At 47.2% G+C, this 12,890-nt stretch carries 10 protein-coding genes; 7 read left to right on the plus strand and 3 right to left on the minus strand.

All coding sequences use genetic code 11. From position 1 onward, the window contains the following. Positions 1–33: 33 nt before the first annotated feature. From dnaK to ABK01_RS05000, 4 genes are all read left to right on the plus strand, one after another. Positions 34–1,956, plus strand: coding sequence for a molecular chaperone DnaK (gene dnaK, locus ABK01_RS04985; protein WP_253676447.1), 1,923 nt, complete (start codon positions 34–36; stop codon positions 1,954–1,956). A gap of 216 nt (positions 1,957–2,172) precedes the next feature. Then, positions 2,173–3,327, plus strand: a complete 1,155-nt coding sequence (dnaJ, locus tag ABK01_RS04990; RefSeq protein ID WP_253676448.1) for a molecular chaperone DnaJ — start codon at positions 2,173–2,175, stop codon at positions 3,325–3,327. Between the two features lie 342 nt (positions 3,328–3,669). Then, complete coding sequence (locus ABK01_RS04995; protein ID WP_253676449.1) at positions 3,670–5,043, plus strand: hypothetical protein; 1,374 nt, start codon at positions 3,670–3,672, stop codon at positions 5,041–5,043. Between the two features lie 37 nt (positions 5,044–5,080). Then, positions 5,081–5,581 carry a methylated-DNA--[protein]-cysteine S-methyltransferase gene (locus ABK01_RS05000; RefSeq protein WP_253676450.1) on the plus strand — a complete coding sequence of 167 codons (501 nt, stop codon included), beginning with the start codon at positions 5,081–5,083 and terminating at the stop codon, positions 5,579–5,581. Between the two features lie 55 nt (positions 5,582–5,636). Here ABK01_RS05000 and ABK01_RS05005 read toward each other — a convergent pair whose 3' ends face one another. The 3 genes from ABK01_RS05005 to ABK01_RS05015 form a co-directional block, all read right to left on the minus strand. Then, positions 5,637–6,263: a diacylglycerol/polyprenol kinase family protein gene (locus ABK01_RS05005; protein WP_253676451.1), complete on the minus strand. Its 627-nt coding sequence runs from the start codon at positions 6,261–6,263 to the stop codon at positions 5,637–5,639. A 21-nt stretch (positions 6,264–6,284) separates the two neighbouring features. After that, the gene (mgtE, locus tag ABK01_RS05010) at positions 6,285–7,634 is read right to left on the minus strand and encodes a magnesium transporter (protein WP_253676452.1); all 1,350 of its coding nucleotides are present in this window, start codon (positions 7,632–7,634) and stop codon (positions 6,285–6,287) included. Positions 7,635–7,741: 107 nt separating this feature from the next. Further along, positions 7,742–8,581 (minus strand): leucine-rich repeat protein, encoded by an 840-nt coding sequence (locus tag ABK01_RS05015; protein ID WP_253676453.1) that lies wholly within the window; start codon positions 8,579–8,581, stop codon positions 7,742–7,744. A 150-nt stretch (positions 8,582–8,731) separates the two neighbouring features. Between ABK01_RS05015 and ABK01_RS05020 the strand changes: the two genes are divergently transcribed. The 3 genes from ABK01_RS05020 (at position 8,732) to ABK01_RS05030 (ending at position 12,883) form a co-directional block, all read left to right on the plus strand. After that, positions 8,732–9,958 carry an exo-beta-N-acetylmuramidase NamZ family protein gene (locus ABK01_RS05020; RefSeq protein WP_253676454.1) on the plus strand — a complete coding sequence of 409 codons (1,227 nt, stop codon included), beginning with the start codon at positions 8,732–8,734 and terminating at the stop codon, positions 9,956–9,958. A 108-nt stretch (positions 9,959–10,066) separates the two neighbouring features. Then, positions 10,067–11,557, plus strand: coding sequence for a hypothetical protein (locus ABK01_RS05025; protein WP_253676455.1), 1,491 nt, complete (start codon positions 10,067–10,069; stop codon positions 11,555–11,557). A gap of 84 nt (positions 11,558–11,641) precedes the next feature. Further along, entirely contained in the window at positions 11,642–12,883 is a 1,242-nt protein-coding gene (locus ABK01_RS05030) for a hypothetical protein (protein WP_253676456.1), read from the plus strand. Positions 12,884–12,890 lie beyond the last annotated feature (7 nt).

Consider the following 12,890-nt stretch of genomic DNA (forward strand, 5'->3'; position numbering starts at 1 on the left):
ATTTAAGGATCAAACAAATAAGGAGTTTTTATTATGGGAAAGATTATTGGAATTGACTTAGGAACAACCAACTCTTGTGTTGCTGTTATGGAAGGCGGTGAACCCGTCGTTATTTCAAATGCCGAAGGAGGACGCACCACACCTTCTATCGTTGCATTCAAAAAGGATGAACGGATTGTCGGTCAGCCTGCTAAAAACCAGATGATTACCAATCCTGAAGGTACTATCTACTCGGTAAAGCGGTTTATCGGTCATCGGTACAGCGAATTAACCGACGAATTAAAGCGGGTTCCGTATAAAATCGTGCCGCAAGGCGACGATATCCGCATCGAAGTAGACGGCAAAAAATATTCTCCGCAGGAAATTTCGGCTTTTATCCTGCAGAAGATGAAGAAAACAGCGGAAGATTATTTGGGCGAACCGGTAACCGAAGCGGTTATCACCGTCCCTGCATATTTCAACGATGCACAGCGCCAAGCTACAAAAGATGCCGGTAAAATCGCCGGATTGGATGTAAAGCGTATTATCAACGAGCCGACAGCAGCTTCACTTGCATTCGGCTTTAATAAGGATTCAAAGAAAGAAAAGACTATTGCGGTATACGACCTCGGCGGCGGTACCTTCGATATTTCGATTTTGGAATTGGGAGACGGCGTATTTGAGGTTAAATCGACCAACGGCGACACGCACTTGGGTGGCGATGACTTTGATAACCGCATCGTAGAATGGCTCGAAAAAGAGTTTAAGGCTGATCAGGGGATCGATCTTTCACAAGATCGTATGGCGTTACAACGGCTCCGCGAAGCAGCGGAAAAGGCAAAGATTGAGCTTTCCAGCCGTGCAGAAACGGAAATCAACCTTCCGTTCATCACCGCCGATGCAAATGGTCCCAAGCACTTGCAGAAAACACTGACCCGTGCAAAGTTCGAGCAGATGACCGACGACCTCTTTGAACGAACCAAAGAGCCGTGCCGCAAAGCCTTAAAGGATGCAGGACTTGAAGCAAGCCAGATTGACGAAATTCTGTTGGTCGGCGGTTCTACCCGTATGCCGAAGGTTGCGCAGATTATCAAAGAGATTTTCGGCAAAGAAGGTTCCAAAGGCGTAAACCCCGACGAAGCGGTTGCAGTCGGCGCTGCTATCCAAGGCGGTATCTTGGGCGGTGATGTTAAAGACGTGCTGCTCTTGGACGTTACCCCGCTTTCGCTCGGTATCGAAACAATGGGCGGCGTGTTTACTCCGTTGATTAACCGCAATACCACCATCCCGACGCGCAAGAGTCAGGTGTTCTCCACTGCGGCTGACGGGCAGACGGCGGTTTCCATCCACGTCTTGCAGGGTGAGCGCGGTATGGCAAGCCAGAACCGGACGCTTGGCAACTTCGACTTGGTCGGTATTCCGCCGGCTCCCCGCGGTGTTCCGCAGATTGAAGTTACCTTCGACATCGACGCGAATGGTATCGTACACGTTTCTGCAAAAGACCTCGGTACCGGTAAAGAGCAGCACATCCGCATCGAAAGTTCCAGCGGCTTGAGCGAGAGCGAAATCGACCGCATGGTGAAGGAAGCGGAAGCCAATGCCGAAAACGACAAGAAAGAGCGCGAAAAGGTTGAGGTACGCAACGAAGCAGACTCGATGATCTATCAGACCGAAAAGACCTTGAAGGAAATGGGTGATAAGGTGGATGCTGCCGACAAGCAGCGCATCGAAGAAGCTGTCGCTACCTTAAAGAAGGCGATTGAAGGCGGAGATACTGCCGACATCAAGTCCAAGACCGAAGCGCTCCAGCAGGCTGCGTACAAGATCGCAGAAGAGATGTACAAGCAGCAAGGTGCCGGGGCTGGGGCGGCGGGATCTGCCGGATCCGGTGCAACAGGTGGCGCTGACGACAGCGGACCCACCAAAGGAACCGCCGACGACGTGGACTATGAAGTCGTAAAAGACGAAGATAAATAACTGAGAAGTTTTTCTTCTATGCGAAATTTTCTTGAAAATTTCGCATATTTTTTTAAATAAGGGTAAGCACAACAAACAAATAGACGATAGAACCAAAATTCTATAGGCTGTGAGACCATTTGAGCCGCAACGCGGCGAAACTCTGGTTGAACGGCCTATAGAATTTTGGGCATATTAAAACATCGTTTGCTGCGTTTACCCTAGACGGAGCTTATTTTGGCACAACGAGATTATTATGAGGTATTGGGCGTAGCAAAGACCGCTACCGCCGATGAAATAAAAAAAGCCTACCGCAAATTGGCAATTCAATATCACCCCGATAAAAACCCCGGAAATAAAGAAGCGGAAGAAAAATTTAAAGAGGCGACTGAAGCCTACGAAGTGCTTATTGACGACAAAAAACGCAGCGTCTATGACCAATACGGTTTTGACGGTGTTAAAAATATGGGTGGCGGTTTTGACCCGTCCGCATTCCAAGGTTTTGAAGACATCTTCGGCGGAGGGGGTGGGCTTTCCGACTTGTTCGAAAGCTTATTCGGCGGCGGTGGCGGCTTTAGAGGATTCGGCGGGTTCGGCTCGTCGAGCCGCGGTTCTTCGCGCGGCAGCAGCGGCCCCGCACGGGGTGCAAATCTCCGGTATGACTTGCAAATTGATTTTACCGATGCCGTATACGGTAAGAAGATTGAAATACAGTACTCACGCGATGAGCATTGTACGGAGTGCAAGGGTTCGGGAAGCGCCGGAGGCGGCGGCAGAAAAATGTGCCCCGACTGCAAGGGTACCGGACAGGTACGGCAGAACACCGGTTTTTTCTCTATTGCGAGCACCTGTCGGCGGTGCGGCGGTGCGGGAACTATTATCGAAAACCCGTGTAAAAAATGCGGCGGTTCCGGCTTAGAGCGGAAAAAGCAAAAAATCATTATTACCATTCCTGCCGGTGTCGAAGAAGGAAAGCGTATCACCATTCCCAAACAGGGGAATGCAGGCTCGGGCGGCGGCGATTACGGCGACCTCTATGTGTTCATCTTTATTAAGCCGCATCACTTATTTGAACGGCACGGGAACGACCTGTACTGCGTCATTCCCATCTCGATGACGCAAGCCGCGCTGGGCGGAGAGATAACGGTAAAATCGCTGAACGATAAACGCCTGATGGTAAGAATTCCCGCCGGTACACAGCACGGCGATGCACTCAAGGTACGCGGAGAAGGAGTACCAGCTGCAAGCGGCAGAACCGGCGACCTCTACCTCAAGGTAATCATAAAAATACCGACGCGGATATCTTCCGGCGGTAAGAAACTACTCAGCGAATTTTCCGCAATGGAAGGGGAAAATACGGCGCCGGAGATTGTGCCGTTGTCTAAGCTATAGCATGACTTTTGCAAATATACAGTGCATCTGCGTTGTCGCTACGCCGAAATAAATGCTCAACGTACAACAAGTACGCCTCCGCTTTATTTCGGCTAGGCTCCTAGCATCTGCATTGTCTATTTGCAAAAGGCTTACGGCAAAAGGCATTTAAGAACCGCCAAGGATGGCGGTGGTTTCATGCAGCAGTGATGTTTTTGCGATGCAAAAACTCACGTTCAGAAGTGTACACGGATGTACTCTTCTGAACAGTCGCTTTTCAAAAGCGCTGGAAGCAGGGGCAGCCATGGTATCGTTACACAAAAGCGAATGTTTGACGTATCATTTTTCAAAAGATGGGGGAAGATGATGAAAAAAAATTCCATAGTAATAAGCATTTTGTTTTGTCTGTGCTGCGCAGCGGCGTTGAGTGCGCAAGAGGCTTCCGATGACTTCGGCTTTGACAGCGAGGAGGAATCGAGCAGTGCTTTTTCGATTGATATTGGCGGAAAGCTTTCCTTCGGCGGCTCGTTTTATTTTAACGATTTTAAGACTTTTAAGGATGTACAGCCCGGATCGCTGGTTGAGGGGAAGCTGCACGTCCATGCAACCGCGCCGATGACGGAAGCCTATTTCGGTGTTAAGCTGAATGGTAAAACCCTCGCTCCCCTGCTCGGCAAAACGCAGACCGTTTTTCCGGAACAGTCCCAGATTGCTCCGTGGATTGACGAAGCGTATCTTAAAATACTCTTTAGTTCGGTGGTCATTACCGGCGGCATCCAAAAGCTGAACTGGGGGCGGGCGGAAAGTTTAAGCGTTCTTGATATCGTCAATCCTCGCGACAAAACCGACCTTACGCTGATGTATGCCCCGCAGGAGATGAAAATTGCCCGCCCGCTCATATCCGCTACTGTGTACCTTCCGTATGATCTCAAGCTGGAAGGCGTATATTTGCCGGTATTTGAAGGCAATCGCATTGTTACCGGAAAAACCGACCGCTGGTATTCGCAGCAGTTTGACCGAATTGTGCAAACCGACCCGTCATTTTTTACTCGTGCGGTTAGCACAGTTAAAACGAATACCCTCGTATATTCGCAGGGCGGCGGGCGGCTTACGGCTGCCGTAGCGGGCAAGCATGACTTCGGCATTCAGTATTTTTACGGTCGGCTGCCGGAGCTTGCATTTACAGCGGAACCGGCGGGAGGCGGCCTTTCCCCTGTAACCTTTACCGGTCTTTATAATCCCTATCACCATATCGGTATTGACTACGGTGTCGGACTTGGCTCCGTATCGCTCAGTGCGGAATTCGCCGCAAATATCACCTCCGATTTATCAGGCAATAATCCTTCCATATATAACCCGTCGCTTGCGTGGAATATCGGCGCGGTCTATTCCGCCCCCCTCGGCTTTACCTTCAGCCTGACCGCAACGGAAAATATCCGGATCCATCACGGCAGTATTTCTGACAGCTATGATGTTGAACGGGGGAAAAAAGTAACGGATACAAAGCTCGCATTTTCCGTAGCACAGACCCTCTTGCGTAATTCTTTGGAATGGAAGCTTGGCGCCATTGTCGGGCTTGAGGACGCAGACTTTTGCATTATGCCCGGTATCCACTGGCAGTTTGCAACCTTGCTGCTCGACTGCAATGTCGGTATCTTCGGCGGTAAAAAGACCGGAAACTTCGGACAATTTTCCCGCAATAGCTTTATCAGACTTACCCTCGCGTATGAGTTTTAAAACAGGTTGCCTTGAAATGTGATAACCGAGGATACGTATGACATATACCCAATGGTATGATTCTCCGCTGGGGAACATTTTGCTGGCAGCAGACAGCGCAGGGCTGACCGGCGTGTGGTTCAACGGCGAAAAGTTTTTTGCTCAGTATCTTGAAGAACAGTATGAAGAAAAAGAAACGCCGTTCTTACAGCAAACAAAACGATGGCTTGATGTCTATTTTTCCGGAAAAGAACCTGATTTTGCCGTGCCGTTTCATTTTAACGGAACAGACTTCCAAAATGCAGTGTGGAATATCCTCTGTACTATTCCATACGGGCATACAACTACCTACGGTGAAATAGCCAAGCAGATTGCCCGTCAGCGAGGTCTATCCCGTATGTCTGCACAGGCGGTCGGCGGCGCAGTCGGTCATAATGGAATTTCCATTATTGTACCCTGCCATCGCGTTATCGGAGCGAACGGCAACTTAACCGGCTACGCAGGCGGCCTTGATAAAAAAAGAGCATTGCTGAAACTGGAAAAAGTTCTTTTTACTTAGGTAATTCTCTGTTACTTTCGAACGAACGCGGAGCAATGAAATAGCCGAAAAGAACTTATGCACGGATAAGCAAGGCAAGAAAACCGATAGCTACCGGTATTAAAAGATTGTCGTAATCTTTAAGCGGGAGCATTTCGATACATGCCCCTACAATACCGAGGACAAGGCTTTTCCCAAAATTCCCGCTGACGGCTAAGGACGAAAGGAATACAGCAGCAAAACAGGTTAAACTCCCCGCAACGGTTTTATCTTTAAAAAAGGCTAAATGAATTTTGCCGAAACGCTTCCCAACAAGGCTTGCAAGACCGTCACCGAATGCAAGTGCAAATATCGCAATCTTTGCCGTATGCATGGGAAAGAGCTGGAGAGCGGCAAGTACCCCGCCGGCAAGCGTCAGTGGACCTAAGACGAATCTGCCTTTATCCCGCTTACGGGAGGCATACCGCGTGATATGCGCAATAATACCAAGCTCATAGCCGTGCATACGAAAGAATTCTGAAATACAATAAAGCACGCTGATAGCAGCAATGCCGACAATCGTAAGTGTATACCATCGCTCTGCAAAAACTACGGTTAATGCCGAAGACAAATGGATGGCTTTTCTAAACACTTCAACCAACAGTTCCTCTACAGAGGGATCTTGAGAAAAAGTACGGTACCGGAAGCGTTCAAACCATTTCATACAATCTCGATAGAGTAACCTTTAAAACAACAGGAATCCTGCAATCTTAAAATAGACAATAAGGCTGACCGCATCTACAATTGTTGTGATAAGCGGGCCTGCCATAATTGCCGGATCCATCCGGAGTTTTTTTGCAAGAATCGGTAAAAGACCGCCGGTAAGTTTTGCAATGGTAACGGTTACAACAAGCGTTAAGCCGACACTGGCAGAAACAAGAACCGGTTTACCGTCCAAGAAAAAAGATTTTACAAAAATAGTGAACCCGAGCAGCGAGCCTACAAGAATTGCGATACGAAGTTCTTTCCATAATACTTTTGCCCAGTCTCGCAGCTGAATTTCGCCGGTAGCAAGACCGCGGATAATCAACGTTGATGACTGACTTCCCGAATTTCCGCCGGTATCCATCAGCATAGGGATAAAAGAAGTGAGTATGGTAAGCGTTGCCAACAGTTCGGTGTAGTGTTCGATAATCTTACCGGTAAAGGTTTCTGAAACCATCAGGAGCATCAGCCAGCCGATACGATGCTTAGCGAGTTTAAAAACGCCGGTGTTTAGGTACGCATCTTCGGACGGCTGCATAGCGGCCATAATCTGGAAGTCTTCGGTTGCCTCCTGTTCCATGACGTCCATTACATCGTCGACGGTGATAATACCGATCAGCCGCTTTTCCGCATCGACAACAGGCAATGCAAGGAAGGCATATTTCTTAAAAACTGTGATAACACTTTCTTGGTCATCGTGTGTGTTTACATAGATACATTCACTTTCAAAAATATTTTCGATAAGCTCCTGTTCGGGCGCCAACACAAGCTCTTTTAATGAAACAATACCCTCAAGCACCCTGTTGGCATCGGTAACATAACAGGTATAAATCGTTTCTTTTTTTAGCCCCGTTTCTCTGATGTAGTCCAACGCCTGTTTTACCGTCATCGTCTTTTTAAGGCTGACGTATTCAATCGTCATCAGGCTTCCTGCGGAATCGGGAGGATATTTGAGGAATTGATTGATGAGCTTACGTTCTTCTTCGCCGGAGTTTGCTAAAATCTTTCTGACGGCATTCGCAGGCATCTCTTCCACAAGGTCTACAACATCGTCAAACGCAAGTTCGTCCAGAATAGGACCGAGTTCTTTATCCGTAATCGATGAAATAAATGCGCTTTGCTGCTCGCTCGAAAGGAGCGCGAATACTTCGGCAGCAAGGTCTTTCGGAAGCATTCTGAAAAGAAACACCGCATTTGCTGCGTTTTCTTTATCCAATATTTCCGCCACATCGACCGCGTTCATCTCGGCGAGTTCCGCAATTAAGGCCACGTAGTGCCTATTGTCGAGCAGTTCTTGAATCCGCTCCATTTCCTGCGTTTTATCTTCCATAATTAAGCGCTAGTATACTTAAAATAGAGGTTTTCTGCTATAGCTTTTGCCTGCAAATCAGCGCAGGCAAAAGCTTAATTTTGAATTTTTCTAAATATTGAAGTGCTTTATTCGGCAGCAAACTTATCCGCTGTAACGCCCATAACGGCTGCATTAGCTTGGTACGTTGCCAGCTGTCCTGCAGGAACCTTAATACCGCCTGCCGTTAAAGCCGTACAGCCAGCAAAGGCATCTTTGAAATACGAGTCATTATCCTCATCTAGTTCGGGATTATAGTTACACTTCAGTACAATAGTTTTAAGACTGGTGCAGCCGGAAAAGCAATTCCGCATATTCGTAACATTTACAGGAATGACCGATGCTTGAGTGAGCTTTGTACAGTCACTAAAGCAGAAACGCATGTCAGTAACGCTTGTGGGAATTACCGGTGCCTGTGTGAGGTTTGTACAGTCATTAAAGCAGAAACTCATGTCAGTAACGCTTGCGGGAATTACCGGTGCCTGTGTGAGGTTTGTACAGTCATTAAAGCAGAAACTCATGTCAGTAACCCCTTCGGGTATTCCGGAAACTTGTACAAGGGTTTCGCATTCCCGAAAACAAGAATACATATCTGTAAGTCCTGCTATTGTACCACCGAATTTAAGCGCAACTTTTTTAGAAGGTGACGCTTTAAGAGTTTTGCCGAGAGGACTTGCTTCCATAAGTCCTCCTAAGTCTTCTTTTTTAAGCCCTGTTACTTCGATGTAGTTTACTGTGCTGGCAGAGACTTTTGTTTTAAGATAGTCGTCTAACTGTGCAAAGGGTACCTGTGTGTAGCTTCCCGTGTTGTTGCCGGGAGCCCCCCCATTTTGAGGACACGCAGTACATAGTAACGATACAATAACGGCCAACACCGCTACCGTAATCCGGTTAAAGAACTTTCGCATTCTTATGGTATCAGTATTCATCTTTTTCTCCTGATATATGTTTCTCCCGTATTGGGGTGTTTTGTTGCTAAATATACTGCATCTCATTGAAAATTTCCATACCGGTTTAACAAAGCTTGCAGGTACTCTATAATACACTTAATGAGAAATATATTTGGGTTGTATCCCCTTATGAAAACGTCTGTATGCCATTTCCGTCAGCTCAAGATATCAGCGGTGTTATTCTTCCTTGTTTGTATTGTCTGCGGGGAAGCTGTCGCAGAGAATCGGCTGAAATTGGGGATTGAGCGGCTGCCGGAGTACCGCGCCGTTTTTGCAGGGAAGCGGGTAGGGTTAATTACCAACCAAACCGGCATCGATTCCGAAGGGACTCCCTCCGCGGTGCTGTTGAGCCGGTCGGTGCAGCTTACAGCACTTTTTTCGCCTGAACATGGTATACAGGGCAATGAGCGGGAGGGGGCGTCCATCGGACACAGTGCCGACCCGCGAACGGGGCTGCCGGTATACAGCCTTTACGGAAACACTAAGCGCCCGACGCCGGAGATGTTGAAAGATATCGACATCCTCTGCTTTGATATTCAAGATGTCGGCGCTCGGTTCTATACCTATATTTCCACCATGGCATACGCGATGGAAGAATGTGCGCGGCATAAAAAACAATTTGTCGTGTTCGACCGCCCGAATCCGATTGGCGGCGCCGTCGAGGGAAATATGCTGGAGCTTGAATACCGTTCCTTTACGGGATATTTTCCTATTGTACAGCGGCACGGTATGACGGTCGGAGAGCTTGCCCTGCTCTTCAACACCGAATACGGCATCCAGTGCGATTTAACGGTAATCCCGATGACAGGCTGGAACAGAGAAACATACTTTGACGAGCTGCCCCTGATATGGGTGCCGCCGTCTCCCAATATTCCGTCGCCCCTCACCGCGCTCGTATATGCCGGCATCTGTTTATTTGAAGGAACCAACCTTTCGGTGGGGCGGGGGACGACAATGCCGTTTCAGTATCTTGGGGCGCCCTACATCGATGCTTACCGTCTAGCCACTCGACTGAACCGGCTGGGCTTGGAAGGGGTGCGCTTTTTGCCCGCATTCTTTACCCCGTCGCTTTCACTCTATACGGGAAAGCTGTGCGGAGGGGTACAGATTGCCGTTACCGACCGCCGCAGTTTCGCTCCCGTTAAAACGGCAATCGCCATGTTTTACGAGCTTAAGCGCCTCTATCCTGACGAGTTTACGATAAACAATGCGGGTAAAAAATACTGCGGCTTACATTTATTAACAGGTTGTACACAGCTCACCGATCCTTCGCAAACCGCACAGGATTATTTTTCCCGCATGGAAAAAGAGGGAAAACGATTCAACGACATACGTAAAAAATATCTTCTTTATTAGGAATTAGGAAAGTCTCAATTTTTTGCGGGAGACTGCTAAAGAAGTATTTTATGCGGTTACCCTGCCATCCTCTTGCGTCGAAATTATCGGTTATGCTAGTATATAGCTATGTTTAAATATCTTAAAAGATACGTATTCGCTCTAGTATATCTACTCTTAGTAACGTTGCTTTCCGCTCAAACGGTGAGCAGTAAAAAAGATATCGCCGTTTTTAGGCTTTCTCATTCAGGATATGTCCCTTCCGAAGTTGCCGCAAGGATAGATCAACGAATTATCGGCATTGTTACTTCTTTTAAACGATTTAACGTAATCGGTATGGAGTACCGACTCAACTCAAACACTATTGCGTCCTTTATCGATCAAATTAAAAGGACGAAAGAACAGCAGTCGGAAATTTCCGAAACTGTGCTATCAGGAGAAGAGGCCTTTACCCGTGCCGATTGGGAACGGCTTACCGGTGCATTTTTGGTCTTTGCGCCCCGAATTACCGACTATGATGAAAGACTTATCTTTGAAGAAACCGAGGTTGAGGGCAAAAAAGTTATAAAAAAATACTGGATGGTTAGAATAGAAGGAGCAATATCAATCCTTGACGTTTCCGGTTCAGTAGGGGAGCGGGTTATACCGCTGTATGTCAGAAAAATCGCAAAACGGCGTTCCAATGCCGTTGACGATGCAATTTCTTCTTTACTCAGTTCGGTATATACAGCTATCAAATTTGAACCGGAATTTGCATTGACAAGCGGAGTACTTGCCGTTGATCATAAAAACAATACCGTTACGATCGAGCTGGGAAAGGACATCGGTATAAATGCAGGAGATGAATACACTCTTCAAAAATCCATCTCAGTTGCCGGAAAGCAGGCGGTAAGAGAAATCGGTCTGGTAATTATTTCGGAAGTACACGATACTTTTTCGATTGCAAAAGTGATTTATGCGGACCAGCCGATTGTCGAAGGGGATGGTGTTAAAGAGCTTTTAAAATCCGGTGTTCTGCTGCAAGGGTATGCGGGTATAACCGTTCCTATTACCGGGGTAAAGACAAGAGACTTAAAGGAATATCTGCGTGTTCAGCCTACCTTCGGCATACGGGCCGCATACAAGGCAAATTTTCATCTCAGTATATCAATCGGATATGAATATGCCATACAGCAGCCGGTTGGAGGATCCGCTGCGCTTAGTGCAAAACCAATGCGGCTTATACCTTTCGGAATGGGATATTTCGGTATTGGGGTCTATAATGCCTATGTATCCCGATTTAAGATTACGCCGGAAGTACAGTTCTGTTTTTCAAGCTCCTCCGTTGCTGTGCAAACCGGCTCATCAAAACCAGGTGCTTTTGCTGTTATGGCAACGCAGCTCGGTGGGCGGGTTCTGGTATCGGCAGATTACTTTATTTCGCGGAATTGGACGATAGGCGGCAGTGTCGGATTCGGTTATATGCACAATTTATTGAGTCCTGTACAAGCAGCTGAAAAATTGAAGAACGCAAGCCTATCTCCCAGTCAGGGACTCAATAAGGTCAATGATTATGAGTGGGATATTTTATCTTCGCATATTAACTTTCATGCTTTTATAGGAATAACGGGCAGGTTCTAGACACGCAGCTAAATCTAAATAAACTGTCCAAAACTGAAGTTTTTGACAGCCCACGATATTGCTCATAAAAAAAGGGAGAAGCGTATGAAAAAAAATACTGTATTATATGCTCTACTGTTAGCGCTTTTGACATCATGTGTTGTTGTACCGGTTATGCCGCAGTACACGGGAATCAATCCTTACTATGCCGGATCCGGCGAGGGATATTCATTTTTGGAGGCGCTTAATCAGGCAAAAGCAAATGTATTGCGGCTCGCCGTCATCGACCTTATCGGAGAGACGGAAGAAATGCAAAACCGTAGTAAGCTCTATTCGGTTTTTTACACTGATACAAAGCCGAATGCTTACCTTGAAACCGACTATATGCGTATTTTGCGGCGCGGCGAAACATACCGCGGATACTATTGTGAAATCACTGTACCCGTAAAAATAGATGCGATACGCAAGACTCTTGATATGATCGGTACCTATTCTGCAAAGGGCGGCAATATTCTATCGAGTTCCGAGGTACGTGATGCAAAAACAAAGAGCGAATTGCAGGGGAACAATGTCGGATTTATCACACAGTATGTCGATAGCATGCTGTATATGGTCGTGCCGAATCAAAAGGCAAAAGACGGGAATACATTTTCAAAATCCGCTGTCAATATGGCGAATAAATACCTACTCGACAACGGATATCGTGCAGTCGATTATGCCGCAGTAGAAGCGTTGAAATCAGACAGCTCCTCGCTGTTTGCCCAAGAACCGGAAACAGCAGATCTGTCGGTTGTGCAGTGGATTGCACAAAAACTCGGTGCGGATGTTTATATTGAAGTTGACGGTTTCGTGCAGGGTGGTCGGGAAACAGGTGGTTACTACGGTCAAGCGGAAGTCAACTTGAAAATGTACAATCCGTCTACGGGAGAATTACTCGGCGCTGTGCCTTATAGCAGTCCCAAGACGTTCGATCGCGGTAGTACCGAAGCGGCAGCGCAGAATGCGATAAAATCAACGGTGTTTAAGGCAATGAGCGTTGCCGTCGATCAAGCAAAAAAAGCATTGGTGCGGGACTATGCGCAAGGTATCCGGTATGAGATTACCATTAACAACACCCCAGACAGCAAATTGATGAGTAACTTCCGAAATGAATTACAGCGCAAAGTTGAAGCAATACGGGTAGTGCATCAATCCGCCGCCCAAACAAAATATGCGGTACAATATTTTGGCAGAGTTGAAGATATGGAAAATATTGTCTACTCGACAGCAGAAAGCGTTACCGGCATGGAAAAAATTTCACTGGTTATGATTCGCGGTAAAACCCTTATGTTCCGGCTCGGACGATAAAAAACGC

Source organism: Treponema sp. OMZ 305, assembly GCF_024181325.1.
Classification (GTDB): domain Bacteria; phylum Spirochaetota; class Spirochaetia; order Treponematales; family Treponemataceae; genus Treponema.

Excerpts from the sequence above, each read along its gene's own strand:
- ABK01_RS05005 (WP_253676451.1), bottom strand. The coding sequence starts at position 6,263 with ATGAAATGGTTTGAACGCTTCCGGTACCGTACTTTTTCTCAAGATCCC.
- ABK01_RS05020 (WP_253676454.1), top strand. The coding sequence starts at position 8,732 with ATGAAAACGTCTGTATGCCATTTCCGTCAGCTCAAGATATCAGCGGTG.
- ABK01_RS04995 (WP_253676449.1), top strand. The coding sequence starts at position 3,670 with ATGATGAAAAAAAATTCCATAGTAATAAGCATTTTGTTTTGTCTGTGC.
- ABK01_RS05030 (WP_253676456.1), top strand. The coding sequence starts at position 11,642 with ATGAAAAAAAATACTGTATTATATGCTCTACTGTTAGCGCTTTTGACA.
- mgtE (WP_253676452.1), bottom strand. The coding sequence starts at position 7,634 with ATGGAAGATAAAACGCAGGAAATGGAGCGGATTCAAGAACTGCTCGAC.
- dnaK (WP_253676447.1), top strand. The coding sequence starts at position 34 with ATGGGAAAGATTATTGGAATTGACTTAGGAACAACCAACTCTTGTGTT.
- ABK01_RS05025 (WP_253676455.1), top strand. The coding sequence starts at position 10,067 with ATGTTTAAATATCTTAAAAGATACGTATTCGCTCTAGTATATCTACTC.
- ABK01_RS05000 (WP_253676450.1), top strand. The coding sequence starts at position 5,081 with ATGACATATACCCAATGGTATGATTCTCCGCTGGGGAACATTTTGCTG.
- ABK01_RS05015 (WP_253676453.1), bottom strand. The coding sequence starts at position 8,581 with ATGAATACTGATACCATAAGAATGCGAAAGTTCTTTAACCGGATTACG.